The sequence below is a fragment of the Rhodoferax sp. P2_H8_2 genome, assembly GCF_056403235.1.
In genome coordinates this window covers 332,177-352,548 of the sequence record NZ_JBFUFW010000001.1, presented here as the reverse complement: position 1 = coordinate 352,548, position 20,372 = coordinate 332,177, and the positions used below count along the sequence as shown (strand labels likewise).

Annotated in this window: 21 protein-coding genes and 1 other RNA gene; 15 read left to right on the top strand and 7 right to left on the bottom strand. The window is 59.9% G+C overall.

Annotated elements, in window-relative coordinates; genetic code table 11:
- Window positions 1–18: 18 nt before the first annotated feature.
- Together AC1DV6_RS01725 and AC1DV6_RS01720 are read right to left on the bottom strand one after the other, a co-directional pair.
- Window positions 19–372 (bottom strand): DUF1428 domain-containing protein, encoded by a 354-nt coding sequence (locus AC1DV6_RS01725; RefSeq protein ID WP_477974517.1) that lies wholly within the window; start codon window positions 370–372, stop codon window positions 19–21.
- Between the two features lie 146 nt (window positions 373–518).
- Complete coding sequence (locus tag AC1DV6_RS01720) at window positions 519–935, bottom strand: acyl-CoA thioesterase (protein WP_477974515.1); 417 nt, start codon at window positions 933–935, stop codon at window positions 519–521.
- Between the two features lie 37 nt (window positions 936–972).
- Between AC1DV6_RS01720 and AC1DV6_RS01715 the strand changes: the two genes are divergently transcribed.
- The 4 genes from AC1DV6_RS01715 (at window position 973) to AC1DV6_RS01700 (ending at window position 4,899) form a co-directional block, all read left to right on the top strand.
- Complete coding sequence (locus AC1DV6_RS01715; RefSeq protein ID WP_477974937.1) at window positions 973–2,796, top strand: ABCB family ABC transporter ATP-binding protein/permease; 1,824 nt, start codon at window positions 973–975, stop codon at window positions 2,794–2,796.
- A gap of 114 nt (window positions 2,797–2,910) precedes the next feature.
- Entirely contained in the window at window positions 2,911–4,017 is a 1,107-nt protein-coding gene (locus AC1DV6_RS01710) for a patatin-like phospholipase family protein (RefSeq protein ID WP_477974513.1), read from the top strand.
- Window positions 4,018–4,094: 77 nt separating this feature from the next.
- On the top strand, window positions 4,095–4,547 hold the full coding sequence (locus AC1DV6_RS01705; protein ID WP_477974511.1) for a D-Ala-D-Ala carboxypeptidase family metallohydrolase: 453 nt from the start codon (window positions 4,095–4,097) through the stop codon (window positions 4,545–4,547).
- A gap of 49 nt (window positions 4,548–4,596) precedes the next feature.
- Complete coding sequence (locus AC1DV6_RS01700) at window positions 4,597–4,899, top strand: helix-turn-helix domain-containing protein (protein ID WP_477974509.1); 303 nt, start codon at window positions 4,597–4,599, stop codon at window positions 4,897–4,899.
- A 2-nt stretch (window positions 4,900–4,901) separates the two neighbouring features.
- Here AC1DV6_RS01700 and AC1DV6_RS01695 read toward each other — a convergent pair whose 3' ends face one another.
- The gene (locus tag AC1DV6_RS01695) at window positions 4,902–5,594 is read right to left on the bottom strand and encodes a crotonase/enoyl-CoA hydratase family protein (protein ID WP_477974507.1); all 693 of its coding nucleotides are present in this window, start codon (window positions 5,592–5,594) and stop codon (window positions 4,902–4,904) included.
- Between the two features lie 23 nt (window positions 5,595–5,617).
- On the bottom strand, window positions 5,618–7,819 hold the full coding sequence (locus AC1DV6_RS01690) for a TonB-dependent receptor plug domain-containing protein (protein ID WP_477974505.1): 2,202 nt from the start codon (window positions 7,817–7,819) through the stop codon (window positions 5,618–5,620).
- Window positions 7,820–7,956: 137 nt separating this feature from the next.
- On the opposite strand from AC1DV6_RS01690, the gene AC1DV6_RS01685 reads away from it, so the two are divergent.
- From AC1DV6_RS01685 to htpX, 8 genes are all read left to right on the top strand, one after another.
- A complete protein-coding gene (locus AC1DV6_RS01685) occupies window positions 7,957–8,844 on the top strand; it encodes a hypothetical protein (RefSeq protein ID WP_477974503.1) in 888 nt (295 codons plus the stop codon).
- A gap of 25 nt (window positions 8,845–8,869) precedes the next feature.
- Window positions 8,870–9,484 carry a thioredoxin family protein gene (locus AC1DV6_RS01680; RefSeq protein WP_477974501.1) on the top strand — a complete coding sequence of 205 codons (615 nt, stop codon included), beginning with the start codon at window positions 8,870–8,872 and terminating at the stop codon, window positions 9,482–9,484.
- Between the two features lie 3 nt (window positions 9,485–9,487).
- Window positions 9,488–10,105 (top strand): hypothetical protein, encoded by a 618-nt coding sequence (locus tag AC1DV6_RS01675; RefSeq protein ID WP_477974499.1) that lies wholly within the window; start codon window positions 9,488–9,490, stop codon window positions 10,103–10,105.
- Window positions 10,106–10,140: 35 nt separating this feature from the next.
- Window positions 10,141–11,127, top strand: a complete 987-nt coding sequence (locus AC1DV6_RS01670; RefSeq protein ID WP_477974497.1) for a LysR substrate-binding domain-containing protein — start codon at window positions 10,141–10,143, stop codon at window positions 11,125–11,127.
- A 20-nt stretch (window positions 11,128–11,147) separates the two neighbouring features.
- Window positions 11,148–11,951 (top strand): SPFH domain-containing protein, encoded by an 804-nt coding sequence (locus AC1DV6_RS01665; RefSeq protein ID WP_477974495.1) that lies wholly within the window; start codon window positions 11,148–11,150, stop codon window positions 11,949–11,951.
- Window positions 11,948–12,979, top strand: coding sequence for a dihydroorotase (gene pyrC / locus AC1DV6_RS01660; RefSeq protein ID WP_477974493.1), 1,032 nt, complete (start codon window positions 11,948–11,950; stop codon window positions 12,977–12,979). The genes AC1DV6_RS01665 and pyrC overlap by 4 nt, the downstream gene beginning before the upstream one ends.
- On the top strand, window positions 12,964–13,716 hold the full coding sequence (locus AC1DV6_RS01655) for a DUF3025 domain-containing protein (protein ID WP_477974491.1): 753 nt from the start codon (window positions 12,964–12,966) through the stop codon (window positions 13,714–13,716). The genes pyrC and AC1DV6_RS01655 overlap by 16 nt, the downstream gene beginning before the upstream one ends.
- A 117-nt stretch (window positions 13,717–13,833) precedes the next feature.
- Window positions 13,834–14,709, top strand: a complete 876-nt coding sequence (gene htpX / locus AC1DV6_RS01650; RefSeq protein ID WP_477974489.1) for a protease HtpX — start codon at window positions 13,834–13,836, stop codon at window positions 14,707–14,709.
- Window positions 14,710–14,817: 108 nt separating this feature from the next.
- On the opposite strand, the gene AC1DV6_RS01645 is transcribed toward htpX, so the two are convergent.
- Window positions 14,818–15,555 carry a substrate-binding periplasmic protein gene (locus AC1DV6_RS01645; protein WP_477974487.1) on the bottom strand — a complete coding sequence of 246 codons (738 nt, stop codon included), beginning with the start codon at window positions 15,553–15,555 and terminating at the stop codon, window positions 14,818–14,820.
- A 114-nt stretch (window positions 15,556–15,669) separates the two neighbouring features.
- On the opposite strand from AC1DV6_RS01645, the gene AC1DV6_RS01640 reads away from it, so the two are divergent.
- Window positions 15,670–16,578, top strand: a complete 909-nt coding sequence (locus AC1DV6_RS01640; RefSeq protein ID WP_477974485.1) for a DMT family transporter — start codon at window positions 15,670–15,672, stop codon at window positions 16,576–16,578.
- Here the strand turns inward: AC1DV6_RS01640 and AC1DV6_RS01635 are convergent.
- Window positions 16,575–18,368, bottom strand: a complete 1,794-nt coding sequence (locus AC1DV6_RS01635; RefSeq protein WP_477974483.1) for an NAD(P)/FAD-dependent oxidoreductase — start codon at window positions 18,366–18,368, stop codon at window positions 16,575–16,577. The two genes, AC1DV6_RS01640 and AC1DV6_RS01635, sit on opposite strands and share 4 nt — an antisense overlap.
- Before the next feature lie 77 nt (window positions 18,369–18,445).
- On the opposite strand from AC1DV6_RS01635, the gene AC1DV6_RS01630 reads away from it, so the two are divergent.
- Window positions 18,446–18,745: a flagellar basal body protein gene (locus AC1DV6_RS01630; RefSeq protein ID WP_477974481.1), complete on the top strand. Its 300-nt coding sequence runs from the start codon at window positions 18,446–18,448 to the stop codon at window positions 18,743–18,745.
- A gap of 72 nt (window positions 18,746–18,817) precedes the next feature.
- Here the strand turns inward: AC1DV6_RS01630 and AC1DV6_RS01625 are convergent, their stop codons facing one another.
- Window positions 18,818–19,798: a potassium channel beta subunit family protein gene (locus AC1DV6_RS01625; protein WP_477974479.1), complete on the bottom strand. Its 981-nt coding sequence runs from the start codon at window positions 19,796–19,798 to the stop codon at window positions 18,818–18,820.
- Between the two features lie 176 nt (window positions 19,799–19,974).
- On the opposite strand from AC1DV6_RS01625, the gene rnpB reads away from it, so the two are divergent.
- An RNA gene (gene rnpB, locus AC1DV6_RS01620) (RNase P RNA component class A) lies at window positions 19,975–20,321 on the top strand.
- Window positions 20,322–20,372 lie beyond the last annotated feature (51 nt).

Genomic DNA, 20,372 nt, shown 5'->3' with positions numbered 1-20,372 from the left:
CTGTCGTTTCGGGGAAGTTCAGGCTTCCAGAATCATCTGGAAGCCACCAAAGATCATGCGCTTGCCATCAAACGGCATGGGCGTGGCGCCGGGCTGCATCGCCGGATCCTCCATCAGCGCCTTCCAGGCGGTATCGCGCGCATCTTTCGAAGGCCAAGTGATCCACGAGAACACGATGCTCTCAGAAGGTTCGCGCTTCACCGCCATCGTGAACGAAGTGAGCTTGCCCTCGGGCACATCGTCGCCCCAGGTCTCCACCACTTTCAGCGCACCGTGTTTCTTGAAAACCTCGGCGAACTTTGTCGCATAGGCGAGGTATTCCTCGCGTCGGGCCGTGGGTACGGCGGCTACAAATCCATCAACGTAGTGCATGAGGAATCTCCTTGGAAAGTCCCCCATTTAAGCGGCAATCCGGGGCGCTGTCGAGAGGCGTATATTTTGCTTGCAATTTAGGCATCAAATCGGCTCGCAACGCCCGCAGAATGTGCGTAAGCAGCTATGAAAAACGTAGCGTTTTCTCAGGCTGGAGTCTTGGGGATTTCGCGCGGCTGGCCGTTGTCGTCAATCGCAACGTAGGTGAGCGAGGCCTCGGTCACTTTCAGGTATTGGCCCTGCGCCCGAATGCGCTCGGCGTAGACCTCGACCTTCACCGTGATGGAGGTGCGGCCAATGCGGCTGACTTTGGAGAAAAAGCTCAGAATGTCGCCCACGCGCACGGGTTGCTTGAATACAAACTCGTTGACCGCCACCGTGGCCATGCGCCCCTGTACATAGCGTGCGGGCAAGACGGAGCCGGCCAAATCGACCTGCGCCATTACCCAGCCGCCAAAGATATCGCCGTTGGCATTGCAGTCGGCGGGCATGGGGATGACCTTGAGGACCAGCTCCTCTTCGGTGGGCAATTGGGCCAGGGTCGGGCTTGAATTGGTAGACATGGGCACAATCCTAACTTCTTTCGGCACACACCCCTACATGCAAGCCTCCGGTTCCTCCACTCTTACTGCCACTTCTGCCGCCACTCCAGCACCGGCGCGATCCGACTGGGGCACGCTGACGCGCCTGTTCCCCTATCTGTGGACTTACAAGTGGCGCGTGATGGCAGCGCTGGCGTTCATGATCGGTGCCAAGCTGGCCAATGTGGGTGTGCCGGTACTGCTCAAGACGCTGGTGGATGCGATGTCGTTCAAGCCGGGCGACCCGAGCGCCATCATCGTTGTGCCGGTGGCCTTGTTGGTGGGCTACGGCGCGCTGCGTCTGTGTACCTCGCTGTTTGCCGAGCTGCGCGAGCTGGTGTTTGCCAAGGCCACCGAGGGCGCGGCGCGCTCCATCAGCCTGGAGGTGTTTCGCCATCTGCACGCGATGAGCCTGCGCTTCCATCTGGAGCGCCAGACCGGCGGCATGACACGCGACATCGAGCGCGGCACGCGCGGCGTGCACTCGCTGATCAGCTATTCGCTGTACAGCATCATCCCGACCATCATCGAAGTCGCGCTGGTGCTCACCTTGCTGGCGGTCAAGTTTGATATCTGGTTTGCCTGGATCACCATCATCGCGCTGGTGGTCTACATCACGTTCACGATCACGGTGACCGAATGGCGCACGCAGTTTCGCAAGAAGATGAACGAGATGGATTCCACGGCCCATGGCCGGGCGATCGACTCGCTGCTGAACTACGAAACCGTTAAGTACTTCAACAACGAAGACTTCGAAGCGAAGCGCTACGACGAAAATCTGGAGAAGTACCGCCGTGCGGCTGTGAAGAGCCAGACCACGCTCTCGCTGCTCAATACCGGTCAGCAACTGATCATCGTCACCTGCCTGGTGGCGATGCTCTGGCGCGCCACCAACGGCGTTGCCGATGGCCGCATGACGCTGGGCGATCTGGTGATGGTCAACGCCTTCATGTTGCAACTCTACATCCCGCTGAACTTCCTGGGTGTGATCTACCGCGAAATCAAACAGAGCCTGACCGATCTGGAGAAGATGTTCACGCTGATGGAGCGCGAACGCGAGATTGCGGATGACCCCGGTGCACAGCCGCTGCAACTGGCAGCAAATGGCGCGGATGCGGCGGTGCGCTTTGAAGGCGTGACCTTTGCCTACGACCCGGCCCGCGTGATACTGCACCACATCAGCTTTGAGATCCCAGCGGGCAAGACCGTCGCGGTGGTTGGGCCGAGCGGCTCGGGCAAGTCCACGCTGGCGCGGCTGATGTACCGCTTCTACGATGTACAACAAGGCCGCATCACCATTGCCGGGCAGGACATCAAACAAGTGACCCAAGCCAGCGTGCGCCAGGCCATAGGCATCGTGCCGCAAGACACGGTGCTGTTCAACGACACCGTGGAATACAACATCGCTTACGGCCGCCCCGGCGCCGGACGCGAAGAAGTGGAGACTGCCGCCCGCGCGGCGCATATCCACGGCTTTATCGATGCCGCGCCCAAGGGTTACGACACCATGGTCGGCGAACGTGGTCTGAAGCTGTCGGGTGGCGAGAAGCAGCGTGTGGCGATTGCGCGCACCTTGCTGAAGAACCCACCTGTGTTGATCTTCGACGAAGCCACCAGCGCGCTGGACTCGGCCAACGAACGCGCGATCCAGGCCGAGCTGCAGGGCGTATCGCAAAACAAGACCACGCTGGTGATCGCACACCGGCTCTCCACCGTGGTGGACGCGCATGAAATCCTGGTGATGGACGCCGGCCACATCATCGAGCGCGGCTCGCACAACGCCTTGCTGGCGGCCAATGGGCGCTATGCGTCGATGTGGGCGTTGCAGCAAAGCACCGAATAATTCCAATGAAATAGGCCTGCAAAGCGCATGGAATGTGCGTGAGCAGCTCCTGAAAATATAGCGACCGGTGCAGGCTGCCGCACGTCAAAGCCCAGTGTTTGCTACCCTTGGCCCATGAGTACACCTTCCCACTTCGCGCCAGAGTCCGTTCTTTCCGGGTCCGGACCCCGGATCAATCTGGCATTGCAGGGCGGTGGTTCACACGGCGCCTTTACCTGGGGCGTGCTGGACGCGCTGCTGGAGGATGGCCGCATTGCGCTGGAAGGCATCAGTGGCACCAGCGCCGGCGCGATGAACGCGGTGGCCATGGCCCATGGGTTTGCGCAGGCGGCGGGCAAGGCGCCCGAGGAGATGCGCGAATCGGCCCGCGCTTCGCTGAAGAGCTTCTGGGAGGGCGTGGTGGAGCTGGGTGCGTTGACCTCTTCCATCTCGCAGGCGCAGAAATTTCCATTTGACATGCTGTTCGGCGGAATGGCGGGGATGATGACGGACGCGATGACCGGGTTCTGGACCAGTTCCATGTCGCCGTACCAAAGCAATCCCATGGACATCAACCCGTTGAAGGATTTTCTGGAAAAGAAAATTGACTTTGATCGCCTGGCGGAATTCAAGTCTCTAAAGGTTTTTGTAGTGGCCACTTCGGTGACTACTGGCAAGGCGGAAGTGTTTTCGGGGAAACGCCTCACGGCCAAGGCGGTGATGGCTTCGGCCTGTTTGCCCACCGTCTTTCATGCGGTGGAGATTGACGGTGAACACTATTGGGATGGGGGCTATTCAGGCAACCCGGCTTTCCATCCACTGATTTACCAATGCCAGAGCCGCGATATCGTGCTGGTGCAGATCAACCCGATCAAGCGCGACAAGCTACCCACCACGGCCGCAGAAATCATGGACCGTGTCAACGAGATCACGTTCAATGCCGCGCTGATGGCCGAAATGCGCGCGATTGACTTTGTCAAACGATTGCTGATCGAGGGCAAGCTCGATCCCAGCCGTTACAAGAACGTGTTGATGCACCGTATCGATGGCGGTGCCATCCTGGAAGGTTTCGCTGCCTCGACCAAGTCGGCGACCGACGCCAAACTGATTCACACCTTGCGGGATTTAGGCGTGGATTGCGCCAAACAATGGCTGACGAAACGCTTTGCCGCGTTAGGCAAATCGTCCACCGTCAATATTGCCCACGACTACCTCGATGACCTGAGGGTGCCCTCGCGCTGACAGCCGCAACAACAGATTCGCGCGATGTGCGAATCTGTGTGTGTACGTCGCCAATATCGGACCGTACATTGCGGGCGATGGACACTTTCCCGATTGCCGCAATGGGCTATAGCAAATTAGCCTCTCGACTTGGCATTGACAACACACCCGAGCCTGCCGCTTTGGAAAATCTGGAAAAAACAGTCGCTGCGTTGGACGCAATACGCGCGCTGCTGGGCTACCCACTGCATTTGATCAGTGGCTACCGCTGCGAAGAGCTGGAAAGAATGCACAGTGAAGCGGACTACCAACAGTGGTGCCATCGGCAGGCCAAGGCGGTGGATAGCGCCTCATGGCAGCTGTATTTCTCTGACAAGGGCCACCCCAAAGGTCTTGCGGCAGACTTCACCTGTACGGCCTTTGGTTCCCCAGAGGCCGTTGTGGAGGCGATTGCAGCATCGCCTATTGCGTTTGACCAGTGCATTGCCGAGGGAATCTGGGTGCATATCAGCGTCGATCCACGCATGCGGCGCGAGGTATTGTTCCGCTAAGTGACCTGGCGCACGGACGCGCTTACATGTGCCCTCTACACATGGTTTCATGACCCGCAAGCCTGCTGAACCCAAATGTACGAATGAATGTGTTCCCATTCCTGGACGTTGGTCAGACACTTGGCAAGTGAAGAAACTTGGAATCAACTATAAAAAAATAGTTGGAAAACGCATCAAAGAACTCCGGTTGGGATTGGCACTGTCCCAGGAAGTGCTGTCGGAGCGATGCGGAATTTTTCGCACCTACCTGAGCCGCATTGAGTCGGGCTCTGCCAACCCCACACTGATTGTGCTGGTGGCCCTGGCGCATTCGCTGGGCGTCAAGCCCCATGAACTGCTGATGCCGGACTGATTTCAGCCCAAGCCAGCCACTTTATCCAGTTCAATTCCCGCGTCCAGCGCATCCAGCAAAGGCTTGCGCGCTTTCAGCTTGGTATTTTTGTGCGCCGTCATGTTGAGCTTCTTGAAATGCTGGGCCATTGCCAGCGCCGTGGGCATCAGCTCTTCTGCAGACACCACCGCATCCAGAAAGCCCGCATCCTTCGCCGCCTGCGGGTTCAGCATTTCGGCATTGATCGCGCAGCGGTTGAACGCTGACTTGCGCAAGCGGTCACGCGCCAGCGCAATGCCCACATGGTGCAGCGTGATGCCGATCTGCACTTCGTTCAGGCCAATGCTGAACGGCCCTTCCACACCGATCCGGTAGTCGGCCGACAGCAGAAGAAACGCACCCTTGGCCACCGCATGGCCGCTGCAGGCCACGATGATGGGGTAGGGGTGCGCCAGCATGCGCCGCGCCAGGGTGCTGCCCTGCGTGACCAAACCAATCGCAGCCTCGGGTGAAGCGGTCATGACCTTGAGGTCGTACCCGCCCGACAGAATGCCGGGCTGCCCGGTCAGGATCACGATGGCCTTGTCTTCTTCCGCGCGGTCCAAAGCAGCGTTCAGCGCCGCGATCAGATCGGGCGACACCGCATTGACCTTGCCGTTGCTAAGGGTCAGTGTGGCAACGCCATCGGCCAGTTGGTAGGAAACGAGATCAGACATGGTGCGACGCTTTCTTCAGAGCTCTAGAACTTGATTTCCACACCGGCTTGGTAGTTGGTGCGGGAACGGTTCACGTTACTCGTGTAGTAGCCGTCTGTCGAGAACGTTTGCGACTGTGTGTCCAGCGGCATCAGGTTGTTGGCCGAAATGCGTGCCGACAGTGTGCGGCTGAAGGCCCATTGGGCAAACACGTCAACACTGCGTGTGCGCGATTGGTACTGCGATTGGCTTTGCGACTGCTGCGTTGTGTAGCCTGGTGTGTAGCCCAATGTGCCGCCCACGGTAACGGGCAGGGGGCCGACGTTGAAGCGGTAGTCAAAGCCCATGTTGCCGGACCAGGGCTGCTGGCCATCCAGGCGATTGTTCGGGCCGGGCAGGGCCTCCACTTCCGAGTGGTAGTAGTTCAGCGAGGTGCGCAGATTCAAGGGCAGCTTGGCATCGAACAGCGACGGGAACAACTCACCGGCGCGGCCCTTGACTTCCAGCTCCATGCCGCTGGTCGAGGCCTTGGAGAAGTTTTTGGGCTGCGATACCCAGCGCTGCACGGGGGAATAGTCCACCGTCTGCAGCGTGCTGACGTTGCGGATCAGGTTGTTGATGTTGCGGTAGAACACGCCCAGACTGACCATGCCGCCACCGGCCAGGTATTTTTCGTAGGCCACGTCCAGTCCGGTCGCCAGTTCCGGCAGCAGGCCGGAGTTGCCCAAGCGGTCAGGTGACAGCTCGGTGTTGGTCTTGTTGGTGTCGGGGAACAGGTTGGACAACGCAGGGCGCGCCACGATCTGGCCCAGGTTGGGCGCCTTATAGCTGCGCGTGATGCTGGCGCGGACCATGTCCTTGCCTTCGGGTGTCAGCTTGTAATTCAGATGCCACATGGGCGTGACCACGCTGCTGGTGTTGTTGATGTCAGTGCCCACACCCTGGCTTTTGGTCTCAATGCGTTCGCCACGCACGCCCAGGTAGGTCGACCATTGCTTGTCGATTTCCCATTCGTCCTGCACAAACAGTGCCTGGCGTGTGATGCGGGCCGAGAAGGGCTGGCCTTCGTACTCGGTGGTTTGTGGCACACCCTTCAACGTCACATCGCGCTTTTCATCTCGCTGGCGCCATTCCAGGTCCCAGCCGGCGGTCATGCTGTGCGCGTCGTTCAACAGACGGGTGTAGTTACCGGCCTGGGTCGCACCGGATTCCCCGTTGTCACCGAACGCACGCAATTGCGTGACCCCGGCGCGGTTGCTCTGGTAATCAAAGGTGCCCTTGGAGGCTTGCAGCCCGGCCTTCAGCTCGATGCGTTCAGTGCCGCTGAAATTGTTGACGTACTGCAGGTTGCTGCGCACGTTTTGCCAGGTGCCCGTGATGTCGTTGTTGTCATCCAGGCTGGGGTTGCCGCTGATGACCTGGCTGTCGTAGCGGGACAGGTTGTTCCAGACGCCACGCTGCAGGAAGGATTGCCAGGTCAGGTTTTCATCGTCGCTGATCTTCCAGTTCAGGCGTGGCCCCAGGTTGAAGCCATGGCCGAAAAAGGAAGTTTCAGAGGATTGGGTGGACAGTGCAGGTGCGCCGTCCAGCCCGGGCTGGTAGCGTTCTGTGGTGCTGGCGTTCAGGCCGCGCCACTGGAATACCGAGATCGGCAGCGACAGCGACTTGTTGTCCCACTTCTCGCCAATGGTGAAGCTGCCTTGCACGGTGGGCTTGTCGACGTTGTAGCCCACACCAATGCGCAAATCGCGCTGCGAGACCTTGGGCGCTTCTTTCAGGATGATGTTGATCGAACCGGCCACGGCCTGCGCGCTCTGGTCCGCGGTCGGTGCCTTGGCGACTTCGATGCGCTCGACCTGTGAGGGATCCAACTGGTCCAGTGCGAAGCCAGGAGGTGCCGGGTCGCCGTTGATCAGAACCAGCGTGTAACCCGAACCCAGGCCGCGCATGCGTGGCGCGTTGCCCTGCATCGTCACGCCGGGCAGGCGCTTGAGCACGTCGGCCACATTGGTGTCGCCGTACTTGTCCATTTCTTCGCGGCCATAGATCTGTTTGGCGACCTTGGCGCGGCGGCGCAGGTCGGTGTCGTTGGGTTGCCTGGCGATGACGTCTACGCGGTCCAGGCGCGAGCCCGGTGTGCGGGTCGGCCCCTCACCCGGGCCGCCGACGGGGGCTTCTTGGGCGAAGGCGGTGGACAAAAGCGAGGCACATGCCAGTGCAATGGCGGTGATTTTTGTATTTTTCAAAAGAAACTCCGGGGGAAGGGATTTGCCGCGTATTTTCGCCGGGCTTTGCGGCACGGCAATGACTTATGGACGAACTGCCCAAATTTGTGGATGGACTGCGCAAAGAGGGCTACGATCTGCAGAAACGTTGGAATGAAATGACAAAACATCTGCGAATCAAAGTCTTTGGGCTTGCGCTGCTGGTCTTGTTATTCAGCTTGGGCGCCCGGGCCGAGACGGTGGTTATTTACCCGCGGGCGGTATCCGAGAAAGACCGGGTCGATGCGTATCCGATCCAGCTTTTGGCCCTGGCGCTGTCCAAATCAGGTCAGAAATACCAGATGCGTGCCCATACGGACTTCATGCCGCAGGTACGGGCGATTGCCGAGTTGCGGGCCAACCGCAATCTGGACGTGATCTGGACCACAACCTCCGCCGAGCGCGAGGAGCAATTGCTGCCAGTGCGCATTCCCATTGACCGTGGCCTGCTGGGGTGGCGTCTGCTGCTGATACGTGAGAGCGATGCCCCGCAGTTTGCCGGTATCCAAGCTACCGACCTGCAGAAAATGGTCGCAGGGCAAGGCCACGACTGGCCGGATACCGCCATTTTGCAAAATGCCGGCTTCCGGGTGGACGTTGCGAGCAGCAACCGCGATCTGTTCCTGATGCTGGGCAACAAGACCGTCCAGTACTTCCCGCGTTCCATTCACGAGATATGGGGCGAGCTGGAGATGAACCGCGACAAGCACTTCATCGTTGAGCCCACGCTGGCGCTGCACTACCGTGCAGCCATGTATTTTTTTGTCAGTCGCCAAAACGGAGCGTTGGCTGAATCCATACGCCGTGGTCTGGAGCTGGCCATCACCGATGGCTCGTTTGACCGTTTGTTCATGGAGCACTTTTCTGCTGTGATCAACCGCTCCAACCTCGAGGGCAGGCAAATTATCGAATTGCCCAATCCCTTGCTGCCAGCCCTGACACCGATCAAGGACAAGCGATACTGGTTGCAGGTCAAACCCAAAACCGCAGTGACCACGCTGCGGTAGCGCCCACTTTTACAGGAGCAGTGCCATGCGCCCCATTTTTTCCTCCCTCATTCTCGGCATCGCCGGATTGGCGCTGGCGTTCAGCGCGCAGGCCGTGCCCGGCGTTGGACAGCCCGCGCCCGATTTCAGCCTGACCGATACGGCGGGAAAAACCGTGCGCCTCAGCGATTTCAAGGGCAAGCATGTGGTGCTGGAGTGGACCAATCCGGGCTGCCCGTTTGTGCGCAAGCACTATGGCTCCGGCAATATGCAGACGCTGCAAAAAGAAGCAGCAGCCCAGGGTGTGGTCTGGTTGAGCATCAACTCCACGGAAACCGATCACGTGGACTACCTGAAGCCCGATCAACTGGGCCGCTGGATGGCAGAACAAAAGGCCTCACCTGCATCGACTTTGATGGACGCGAGCGGCTCCACGGGCAAGGCCTATGGTGCCCGTACCACGCCGCATATGTACATCGTGAGCCCGCAAGGCCAGTTGCTGTACGCAGGCGGCATCGACAGCATTCCCTCCTCGCGCACGGAAGACATCAAGACTGCGGTGAACTATGTGCGCCAGGGCCTGCAGGAGACGCTGTCGGGCAAGGCCGTCAGTGTGCCTGTCAGCAAGCCGTATGGCTGCTCCGTGAAATACAAGTCCTGAGCGATGGAGTTACTGATTCCTTTTGCGTTTGCGGTCGGTTTTTTTGTACTGAAGAGCCAGGAGCAGCGTCAGCGCATCGCGTTGCTCGGGGAGGTGCTCTCCCGGTTTGAGCTTGAAAAACTGATGCAGACCCTGATGGACGGCTATATGCGCGCCCTGGGTGAGGACAAGCCAGAGCGCCAGACACAGGTTTGGGGGTATTTGGCGTTGCAGGAAGACCGGTTGAACACGCAGTTCCGGCAATTTGCCGATGCGTTTTCCAAAGTTTGGGCCGATGACGCGCTGATCAGCACCTTGCCGGTTGCGTTTCCGCGGGCCCACAAGATTTTTCCCGCAGCAACCATCGATGCGCGCAAGCTGATGCAGTTGCATGCAGACGCGTTGGCCGCAGCCATTGCCGTTCCCATGGAGTCTGCCCCCAAGGACCGAGCCTTCACCATCACCGCGGAGCTGATGTTGATGCAGCACACCTGCCACTGGTTTTGCCGATCCAAGGCGGTGGCTTCAAGTCGGCTGTTGGCGCAGCATAAAACCAGCTATGAGCAGGTTATTGCTGCGGTGGCGCCTCAAACCCGTGCGGCCTATCTGGCGATAGTCTCGCCCAGCCAACCCGCGCACTAAGCCCTAGTTATGCGCCCTGCGCATAATGCTGACCCATGGAAACCAAATGGCTTGAAGACTTTGTCTCGCTCGCTGAAACCCGCAGTTTCAGCCGCTCGGCGCAATTGCGGCATGTGACGCAACCGGCGTTTTCGCGGCGCATCCAGTCGCTGGAGGCTTGGGCAGGCACCGATCTGGTGGACCGCAGCTCCTACCCCACGCGTCTCACGCCCGCAGGTGAGACGCTGTACGACCAGTCTATGGAGTTGCTGCAAACCCTGCAAAGCACGCGCGCGATGTTGCGCGGTCAAAGTGCAGCGGGGCAGGACTTCATCGAATTCGCCGTGCCGCACACGCTGGCCTTCACTTTTTTTCCGGCCTGGGTCTCTGGCCTGCGTGAAAAGTTCGGACCGATCAAAAGCCGGCTGATTGCGCTGAACGTGCATGACGCGGTGATGCGCCTGGTGGAAGGCAGTTGCGATGTGTTGATTGGCTACCACCACGCGTCGCAGCCCTACCAGCTGGATACTGACCGCTACGAGATGGTGAGCCTGGGCGAAGAGGTAGTGGCGCCCTATGTGAAACCCGATGCGCAGGGCGCGCCTATGTACCTTTTGCCCGGTTCTGCAGGGCAGCCCTTGCCTTACCTGGGCTATGCCCCCGGCGCCTATCTGGGCCAGATGGTGGAGCTGATTTTGAAGCAGGCGCCCAGCGCCATCCATTTCGACCGCGTGTACGAAACCGATATGGCCGAAGGCCTGAAGGCGATGGCGCTGGAAGGCCACGGCGTGGCCTTCTTGCCGTACAGCGCGGTCAAGAAAGACCTGCGTTCAAAGAAGCTGGTCAGCGCGTTGCCGCCCGGCACCAAAGATTTGCAGATCACGATGGAGGTGCGCGCCTACCGCGAGCGTCCGTCGGGCAAGGAGGCTGGGCGCACCCTCACTGCCGCACAGCGGGCGCAGAGCCGTGGCGCGCAAAGCGCCACACAGAGCCTGTGGGAATACCTGGTGTCGCAATCTCCTGCTACAAACGCGCAGCAATAAGCCTTTAAGGGAACTTGAATATGAAACAACGGAATGTAATTTGGGTCGCCATCGCGTCCCTTTCTATACTGGGTGGCTGCACCCGCATCGAAACCGGTGAGGTAGGCCTGCGCGTCAATTTCGACAAGACTACTGACCCGACCGAACGCCTGCCCGGTTCGTTCAACCAGACCGTTGTCGGCGACATCCTGACCTTCAAGATCCAGGACGTTGCGGTTGCCGTGGACAACCTGACACCGCTGGCGTCGGACAACTCCACCGTCAAGGACTTTGACATGACCGTGGTTTACAACGTCAACCCGTCTGCGGTATCGGAGTTGTGGACCACCAAGAACAAAACCTTCCACGGCAACACCGGCGAGAAGAACGGCGACATTTTGCTGATGCAAAACTATGTTGCGCTGACAGCGCGCAACGCGGTTTACAAGGTGGCGCGCGGTTACGAGTCGCTGAAGATGGCGGACAACCGCCCGGTAATCGAACAGCAAATCCGCGAGAGCATCATCAAGACGCTGACGGAAGAAAAGCTGGCCGACAAGATCACGGTGTCGCAAGTGCAGGTTCGCTCCATCATGCCGGCCGACGTGATCGTCAACAGCGCCAACGAGCTGGTGCGCGCGCAAAACGAGTTGAAGACCAAGGAGGTCGAAGTACAGACCGCCAAGAAGGAAGCCGAGCGCATTGCCGCGCTGAACGCCAATGCTGGCGCCATCGGCTACATGAATGCAATGGCCAATCTGAAGATTGCCGAGGGCGTAGCCGCCGGCAAAGTGCAAACCATCGTGGTTCCCTACGATTTCAAAGGCATCGTGAACGCCAAATGACAGACGCTATTACCATCACCCGCCCCGACGATTGGCACCTGCATGTGCGCGACGGAGAGGCACTCCACACCGTTGTGCCGCATACCGCCGCTCAATTTGGCCGCGCGATCATCATGCCCAACCTGAAGCCGCCGGTGACCACTGCCACGCAGGCGCTGGCCTACAAAGCGCGTATTCAGGCGGCGGTGCCTGCAGGCATTCAGTTCGAGCCGCTGATGACGCTGTACCTGACCGACAACCTGCCCGCTGATGAGATTGCACGGGCCAAAGATGCGGGCGTCGTCGCGGCCAAGCTGTACCCGGCGGGCGCTACGACGAATAGCGATGCCGGTGTGACCGATATGCGCAAGACCTACAAGACCTTGGAGGCGATGCAAAAGGCGGGCATGCTGTTGTTGGTGCATGGCGAGGTGACGTCCAGTGATATCGATTTGTTCGACCGCGAAGCCGTGTTCATCGACACCCAACTGATCCCGTTGCGCAAAGATTTCCCCGAGCTGAAGATCGTGTTTGAGCACATCACGACCCAGGATGCCGCGCAGTATGTGGCGCAGGCGGATCGATTCACTAGCGCCACCATCACCGCTCACCACTTGCTCTACAACCGCAATGCGATTTTTACCGGCGGTATCCGCCCGCACTACTACTGCCTGCCGGTGCTGAAGCGTGAAACGCACCGCCTGGCCTTGGTGAAGGCGGCGACTAGCGGATCTGCCAAATTCTTCCTCGGTACCGACAGCGCGCCGCATCCGGCGCATCTGAAGGAGCACGCCAGTGGCTGCGCGGGCTGCTACACCGCGCATGCGGCGATGGAGCTGTATGCACAGGCGTTCGATGCGACGGGTGCGTTGGACAAGCTGGAAGGCTTCGCCAGCTTCCATGGCGCAGACTTTTATGGTTTGCCACGCAACAAGGGCACCATCACGCTGAAGCGCGAGAGCTGGACGCCGCCGGAGAGCTACGCGTTTGGCGATGCCAGTCTCAAACCGCTGGCCGCCGGAGAAGCCTTGCAGTGGCGCATGGTCTAGACGCAGTGGACTGGTCGGCGCCATGGTTGACACCGTACCGGGGGCTTGGGGAGAAGCTGGGTAGCGAAGTCATGGCGGGGCGCAGTTGCGCTGATGCGTTGAACTGCGATGCCGCCAGCCCAGTGCGCTTTGTGCCGCAATCTGCATTGCCCATGGGCATGGCCTACGAACAGTTCATCTTCGAGACGCAGCAGGTTCCTACGCGTGACGGTTTGCATGACTTTTTCAACGGTCTCAGCTGGCTGCATTTCCCCGTTACCAAAACACGACTGAACCAGCTGCAAGCGACGCAGATTGCGCAAACCGGTATCCAGCCCGTGCGCGGCCCGGCGCGCGATGCGCTGACCGTATTCGATGAGAACGCGGCATTCTTTGTTGGCCCGGATCCAGTCTGGGATGCCTTGGTGCGCAAAGACTGGCAGTACCTTTTCGTTGTCGAGCGTGCAGCTTGGAAAGACGTGCAACTGGTGTTGTTTGGCCACGCCCTGCTGGAAAAGCTGGTTTACCCAAGAAAACCGGCCACAGCGCACGTCTACCGTGCGCAAGCAGCTATCAATTCAATAGCAAGCCTGGATGCCCTGGATCATGCGGTGGCCTCGCACTTGTGTGCCGAAAAGCTGGCAGCCAAGCCGTTCGCGCATTTGCCGGTGTTGGGTGTGCCAGGCTGGTGGCCAGCCAATGCAGATCCGCAGTTCTACGCGGATGCCGATGTATTTCGCCCACCCCGGCTCGTATAGGGCCCGGCGTCAAAGCCCGTAAACTCCGTACGCACTTCGGGCGTGGAACTTGAATTTGGCGGTCTCGCCCCTACCATTCGCGCATAGCCCCACCGTGGGCTGGAACAGAAAGAAACCATGAAACGCATTATTTTGTTTGTATTGACCAACGTATTGGTGGTCGCGGTGCTGGGCATTGTGGCCAGCCTGCTGGGCGTCAACCGCTACCTCACACCCAATGGTCTGAACCTCGGCTCGCTGCTCGGCTTTGCGCTGGTGATGGGCTTTGGCGGCGCGATCATCTCGCTGTTGATCAGCAAGCCCATGGCCAAGTGGACCTCTGGCGTGCGCGTCATCGAGTCACCCGCCAACGCGGACGAAGCCTGGATTGTCGAGACCGTACGCAAGCTCTCCGAGCGTGCCGGTATCGGTATGCCCGAAGTCGGCATTTTTGAAGGCGCCCCCAACGCGTTTGCGACGGGTGCGTTCAAGAACTCGGCATTGGTAGCCGTGTCGACCGGCCTGCTGCAAGGCATGACCCGCGAAGAAGTCGAAGCAGTGATCGGCCACGAAGTGGCCCACGTAGCCAATGGCGACATGGTCACGATGACGCTGATCCAGGGCGTGATGAATACATTCGTGGTGTTCCTCAGCCGCGTGATTGGTTACGCTGTTGACAGCTTCCTGCGCAAGGGCGATGACCGCAACAGCGGCCCTGGCATTGGCTACTACATCAGCACCATCGTGCTGGATATCGTGCTCGGTTTTGCCGCGGCCATCGTCGTCGCCTGGTTCTCGCGCCAGCGCGAATTCCGCGCCGATATGGGTTCTGCGCAGTTGCTGGGCCGCAAGCAGCCGATGGTAAATGCGCTGGCACGTCTGGGTGGCATGGTGCCGGGCGAGTTACCCAAGAGCATGGCGGCGATGGGTATTGCCGGCGGCATTGGCCAACTGTTTTCGTCGCACCCGCCGATTGAAGAGCGCATTGCCGCGCTGCAAAACGCGCAAATCTGAACCTCGCGCAGTGGGGCCGCAACAATTTTCCGCCGGGCCGCCCCAAGGAAAATTAGCCCCCTCGGGGGGCAGCGACCCGAGCAGCGGCGGAGCGTGGGGGCCACATTTTTATCGGTAGTTGCGCAGGATCTCGTCGATCCGGCCGCTCTTCTTCAGCTCGTCCAGCGCGCCCAAAATGCGGGCCGCCGGCACCCGGCCTTTCTTCGGTACGCCACACTGGAAATCATTGCGTGACAGCACCAGTCGCCACGGGGCCAAGTGCGGGTCCGGCGTGGTGCGTATGTACCACTGCAACGCCAACGCATCGCTGACGCCGTAGGGCGTGCGGCCCGCAGTCAGCTTGAACAGGACCTTCTCCAGGTCCACGGCGTCATCGCGCTTCAGATCGCCACGGGCAATGATGGGGGCGAGTGCCGGGTACTCGTAGCCAAGCACCGTGCTGATGACAGCGCCTTTCGCAAGGCTTGGCAGGTTGCCGGGTTCCGGGACGCCCGCCGCGCCGAATATCACTTCGGTAATGTCAAACAGGGGCTTGCTCCAGACGTGCTGGTCCGGAATCGCAGTCCATTGCGGGTTGATGTAGCAGCGCAGATCGACTTCGCCAGCGAGCACTGCGGCGTCTATGCGTTTGCGCGGAAGAACGACCGTGGTGATGGGCATGTCCAGAGACTTGCCCAATGCCTGCGCCAAGTCGTAAACAATACCGCCGGCCAGACGGTCGCCGTCAAACTTTCCGTAGGGCATAGCCCAGGAACTGCTGGTCGCAAGGCGCAATGGCTCTGCGGCCCAACCAACGGGGCTCCACAGCAAGGCCGCTATGAATGTGGCCGCAATCTTTGCGTGCATCGTGCGTTTCCAAATGGGCTCTTGCGTGGCCCTTGATCAATCCCGTGGACAATGTAGCACGCAGCGCGCCAGTTGCAGTCCCTTCGCACCCTCCCTGCATTTTGAATTCCCTTGATGTCTGACCGTTTTTTGTTCTGGGCACCGACCCTCATCTGGGCCACCACCTGGCACGCCATCCTGTACCAACTGGGCGAGGTCTCGGTGCTGCACTCCATCGGTATTCGCTTCGGCCTGGCCAGCCTGATGCTGTTTACCATTGCCGCCTGGCGCGGCGATGCGATCCGGCAGCCGCTGGCCTTGCACGGCTGGCTGATCCTGACCGGTGTCATTCAGTACGGCGTCAACTACCTTGGCACTTACCAGGCCGAGAAACATCTGGCCTCGGGTTTGCTGGCGGTATTGTTTTCCTTGATGATATTTACCAATGCGATTGGCGGTGCGCTGTGTTTCGGGCAGCCGACGACGCGAAGATTCTGGCTGTTCGGTAGCCTTGGCATCGTCGGTGTTGCGCTGATTTTCTGGCCCGACATTGCCGCGACACAGGCCGATGCCACGGTGCTGGGCGCTTTGGCGCTGGGCATGATGGCGGTGACGTTTGCGTCCATCGGCAATATGTTGACGTTGCGCATGACGCGAGGCGGCATGCCGCTGATTCCGCTATTGGCCTGGACTATGGGCTACGGCGCAGCGGGATTGCTGTTGTCGGCGACGGTGATGGGCATTCCTTTCGTGCTGGAAACGCGGCCGAGCTACTGGCTCTCGTTGCTGTACCTCAGCGCGATGGGTTCAGTCGTCGCCTTCTTGCTGTATTTCAAACTTGCGCAACGCCAAGGGCCGGGTCGCGCGGCGCTGATGGGCATGGTGATTCCGGTAATTGCACTGGCGGTGTCAGCACTCTTTGAAGGTTGGCGGCCTACGCTGCTGTCTTCCGCAGGCATTGTCTTGTGCCTGGTGGGCTTGTGGGGCGCGACACGGCCTGAAGCCGTGTCCGAATCAGGTACGGTAGTGCCCAGCGAAGGCTAGGCCAGCATCGCGCGCGCAAGCGCCTCGGCGACCTTGATGCCATCCACACCGGCAGACAAAATACCTCCCGCAAAGCTGGCGCCTTCGCCGGCCGGGTACAGGCCGCGCACATTGGTGCACTGCAAATCTTCGCCACGCGGAATCTTGATTGGGCTGGAGGTGCGCGTTTCCACACCGGTGAGCACAGCGTCGGCCATGTCAAAGCCCTTGATCTTGCGGCCGAACACCGGCAGCGCTTCGCGCACTGCCTCGATGGCATACGCGGGCAGGCTGGGAGATAGATCGCCCAGCTTGACGCCGGGTTTGTACGACGGGGTCACGTTGCCAAATTCTGTGGATGGTTTCGCAGCAATGAAATCACCTACCAGTTGGCCAGGCGCTTCATAGCTGCTTCCACCCAAGGTGTAAGCGCCAGATTCCAGTTGTCGTTGCAATGCAATGCCAGACATCGGATGCACGATCTTGCGTGCAGCGAAGGCGATCGCTTCCTGCGCGTAACGTTTGCCACGTTCTTCGCCAAAGGCGTGCACGAAGGCCGCTTCATCTTGCGGGTAGTCCACCGGCTCAATGCCCACCACGATTCCCGCATTGGCATTGCGCTCGTTGCGCGAATATTGGCTCATGCCGTTGGTGACGACGCGGCCCGGTTCACTCGTGGCAGCGACCACGGTGCCGCCGGGGCACATGCAGAAGCTGTAAACGGCACGTCCGTTGGCAGCGTGGTGCACCAGCTTGTAGTCGGCGGCCCCCAACAACGGATGGCCTGCATGCCGCCCCCAGCGCGCTTTGTCGATCACGCCTTGCGGATGTTCGATGCGGAAACCAATGGAGAAAGGTTTGGACTGCATCGCCACACCGCGTTCGTACAGCATCGCAAACGTGTCGCGCGCGCTGTGGCCCAGTGCGATCACCGCATGGTGTGCCGGTAGCGTGTAGCGCTCGCCGTTATGCATGTTTTCGACCTCTAGAGCCCGCAGTGATTGCGTGGACAGCTCCTGATTTAATAGCACATCGACGACGCGTTGTTCGAAGCGCACTTCACCGCCCAGCGCAATGATCTGCGCGCGAATGCTCTCCACTACTTTCACCAGTTTGAAAGTTCCGATGTGCGGATGGGCTTCAAACAGGATGTCGGAAGGCGCTCCGGCGGCGACAAACTCCTGCATCACCTTGCGGCCCAGAAAGCGCGGGTCCTTGATCTGGCTGTAGAGCTTGCCGTCAGAAAACGTACCGGCACCGCCTTCACCAAACTGCACATTGCTCTCGGGGTTCAGGTTCTTCTTGCGCCACAGGCCCCAGGTGTCCTTGGTTCGCTCCCGCACGGGTTTGCCGCGCTCCAGCACGATGGGCTTGAACCCCATTTGCGCCAGCACCAACGCTGCAAACATGCCGCAAGGCCCGAAGCCGACCACGACCGGGCGTTCCGTTAAGTCCGCGGGTGCCTGCGCGACCGGGTGGTAGGCCATGTCCGGCGTGGGCCCAATGTGGGGGTGTTTTTCAAACTGGGCCAGAAGCTTCGCTTCCAGTGCCGTGTCTGTCAGCGTGATGTCGACGATGTAAACCGCCAGCAAATCGGCTTTGCGCGCGTCGAAGCTGCGCTTGAATACCTGCAAGTTGGCAATCGCTTCGGGGACAACGGCGAGGGTCTGCGCACACAGGCACTGGAGCGCCTGGACAGGGTGTGCAACCGGGCCACGGTCGGCTTCGGTTTCTGTGGGTGCATCCGCAGCTCGGCGGGACTCCACGGGCAGTGCGGAGAGGGGGAGTTTGAGTTCGGTCAGTCGGATCATGGGGCGGGCTCGTGTTTATCAAGCAGGCCTGGATTTTAAGGCTTGCCCTCCAAGGAACCTGGATTTATAGTGAGTCCATGACTACGCTGTCCAACATTGCACTGTCCGGCATGCGCGCCGCGCAAACCTCGCTGGACACGTCTGCGCACAACATCGCCAATCTGGGCACAGAAGGATTTCACCGCCAACAGGTGGTGCAGCAAGAAGCGCCAGGCGGCGGCGTCAACACGCAAATCAAGCGGGCGGAAACCGCTGGCGAGTCACTGGAAGAGGATGTCGTGGCGCAGCTGCAGGCCAAGAACGCATTCCTGGCCAACCTGAAAGTATTCAAGACCGCCAGCAAGATGGCCGGCACCTTGCTGGACGAAAAAGGCTGAGCCGCTCAGGCGCGGACTTTTCGCTAAAAAGGCTGAGCCTTTCGGCGCAGCCTTTTCACTGAAAGACGTAACTTATTCTGCCAATGGCAGGCAGATCGCGTCGATACGCGCCAAGACTTCAGGAGTCAGCTTGGCGATCACATCGAGTGCGCCCATGTTGTCCTTCAGCTGCGAAATCTTCGAAGCACCAGTGATCACCGTGCTGACACGCGGGTTGCGTGCCACCCAGGCAATCGCCAGCTGACCCAGGCTGCAACCCAGCTCTTTCGCTATTCCCTCCAGTTGGCCGACCGCGGCGTTTTTCGCCGCATCCGTCAGTCCGTCCAGCAGAAATGCCATGCCTTTGACCGAACCACGGCTGTCTGCGGGCACGCCATTGCGGTACTTGCCGGTCAGCAGGCCGCTGGCCAGCGGGCTCCAGGTCGTCAGGCCCAAGCCGATGTCTTCGTACAGGCGCGCATATTCCTGTTCGACGCGCTTGCGGTGGAACAGGTGGTACTGCGGTTGCTCCATCACTGGCTTGTGCAAGTTGTGCTTGTCTGCGATCAGCCAAGCTGCGCGGATTTCGTCTGCCGACCATTCGCTGGTGCCCCAGTACAGTGCCTTGCCCTGCGTAATCATGTCGCTCATCGCCCATACGGTTTCTTCGATCGGCGTGTGCGGGTCAGGGCGGTGGCAATACACCAGATCGATGAAATCCAGGCCCATGCGCTGTAGCGAACCGTCGATGGCCTGCATCAGGTATTTGCGGTTCAGCGTGTTCTTGCGGTTGATCGCCACTTCATCGCGCGACAAGCCCCAGTAAAACTTGGTGGACACGACGTAGTTCAGGCGTGGCCAGCCCAGCTCGCGCATCGCCTGGCCCATCAGGGTTTCGCTCTTGCCCAGCGCGTAGCCTTCGGCGTTGTCATAGAAGTTGACGCCAGCGTCCATCGCGGCGGCGAGCATTTCCTTGGCAGACGCTACGTCCACCTGGTTGTGGTACGTGACCCAGGAGCCCAGAGACAGGAGACTGACTTGCAGGCCGCTACGGCCCAGACGACGGTATTGCATGGATTGACTTTCGACAGTTGATTTGCGGCTCGTATGGTAGTTGAAAGCGCTGTCATGTTGCTGCAGTAATGGCAACCCGCCGCCGGGCCGCCCCAAGGCGAGTTAGCCCCCCTTGGGGGCAGCGACCCGCGCAGCGGCGGAGCGTGGAGGCATGGCATACCCGATAATCGGGGGGTGAAGCCCACTAGACCACCGCTGGTGCAATTCTGGAAACAGAGCACTGGAGGAACGTCCGGACTGCATAGGGCAGCGTAGCAGTTAACAACTGTCCATCGACAAGCCGGTCACGCAAGTGGCAGGCCCTAAGGTGAGGATTAGAGCAACAGAGACGAGCCGATTCAGTTCGGGTGAAACGGGCAATCTCTACGCGCAGCAATACCAAGTAGGCCAACGTTGACGGGGCCCCCGGAGTTGGCGGGTAGGTAGCATCGAGCCGTTTGGGTGACCAGCGGCCCAGAGTAATGGTGGTCACGTGCGGGGAAACCCGTGCGCACAGAATCCGGCTTATCGGTGGGCTTCACACTTTTTTCACCGTTTTTGCGGTATGGTTACTTCCTGTTCCCCAATGTCCGGA

Excerpts from the sequence above, each read along its gene's own strand:
- AC1DV6_RS01640 (WP_477974485.1), top strand. The coding sequence starts at position 15,670 with ATGTCTGACCGTTTTTTGTTCTGGGCACCGACCCTCATCTGGGCCACC.
- pyrC (WP_477974493.1), top strand. The coding sequence starts at position 11,948 with ATGACAGACGCTATTACCATCACCCGCCCCGACGATTGGCACCTGCAT.
- AC1DV6_RS01645 (WP_477974487.1), bottom strand. The coding sequence starts at position 15,555 with ATGCACGCAAAGATTGCGGCCACATTCATAGCGGCCTTGCTGTGGAGC.
- AC1DV6_RS01685 (WP_477974503.1), top strand. The coding sequence starts at position 7,957 with ATGACAAAACATCTGCGAATCAAAGTCTTTGGGCTTGCGCTGCTGGTC.
- AC1DV6_RS01670 (WP_477974497.1), top strand. The coding sequence starts at position 10,141 with ATGGAAACCAAATGGCTTGAAGACTTTGTCTCGCTCGCTGAAACCCGC.
- AC1DV6_RS01710 (WP_477974513.1), top strand. The coding sequence starts at position 2,911 with ATGAGTACACCTTCCCACTTCGCGCCAGAGTCCGTTCTTTCCGGGTCC.
- AC1DV6_RS01635 (WP_477974483.1), bottom strand. The coding sequence starts at position 18,368 with ATGATCCGACTGACCGAACTCAAACTCCCCCTCTCCGCACTGCCCGTG.
- AC1DV6_RS01715 (WP_477974937.1), top strand. The coding sequence starts at position 973 with ATGCAAGCCTCCGGTTCCTCCACTCTTACTGCCACTTCTGCCGCCACT.
- AC1DV6_RS01675 (WP_477974499.1), top strand. The coding sequence starts at position 9,488 with ATGGAGTTACTGATTCCTTTTGCGTTTGCGGTCGGTTTTTTTGTACTG.
- AC1DV6_RS01700 (WP_477974509.1), top strand. The coding sequence starts at position 4,597 with ATGACCCGCAAGCCTGCTGAACCCAAATGTACGAATGAATGTGTTCCC.
- htpX (WP_477974489.1), top strand. The coding sequence starts at position 13,834 with ATGAAACGCATTATTTTGTTTGTATTGACCAACGTATTGGTGGTCGCG.
- AC1DV6_RS01665 (WP_477974495.1), top strand. The coding sequence starts at position 11,148 with ATGAAACAACGGAATGTAATTTGGGTCGCCATCGCGTCCCTTTCTATA.
- AC1DV6_RS01725 (WP_477974517.1), bottom strand. The coding sequence starts at position 372 with ATGCACTACGTTGATGGATTTGTAGCCGCCGTACCCACGGCCCGACGC.
- AC1DV6_RS01680 (WP_477974501.1), top strand. The coding sequence starts at position 8,870 with ATGCGCCCCATTTTTTCCTCCCTCATTCTCGGCATCGCCGGATTGGCG.
- AC1DV6_RS01705 (WP_477974511.1), top strand. The coding sequence starts at position 4,095 with ATGGACACTTTCCCGATTGCCGCAATGGGCTATAGCAAATTAGCCTCT.
- AC1DV6_RS01625 (WP_477974479.1), bottom strand. The coding sequence starts at position 19,798 with ATGCAATACCGTCGTCTGGGCCGTAGCGGCCTGCAAGTCAGTCTCCTG.
- AC1DV6_RS01695 (WP_477974507.1), bottom strand. The coding sequence starts at position 5,594 with ATGTCTGATCTCGTTTCCTACCAACTGGCCGATGGCGTTGCCACACTG.
- AC1DV6_RS01720 (WP_477974515.1), bottom strand. The coding sequence starts at position 935 with ATGTCTACCAATTCAAGCCCGACCCTGGCCCAATTGCCCACCGAAGAG.
- AC1DV6_RS01630 (WP_477974481.1), top strand. The coding sequence starts at position 18,446 with ATGACTACGCTGTCCAACATTGCACTGTCCGGCATGCGCGCCGCGCAA.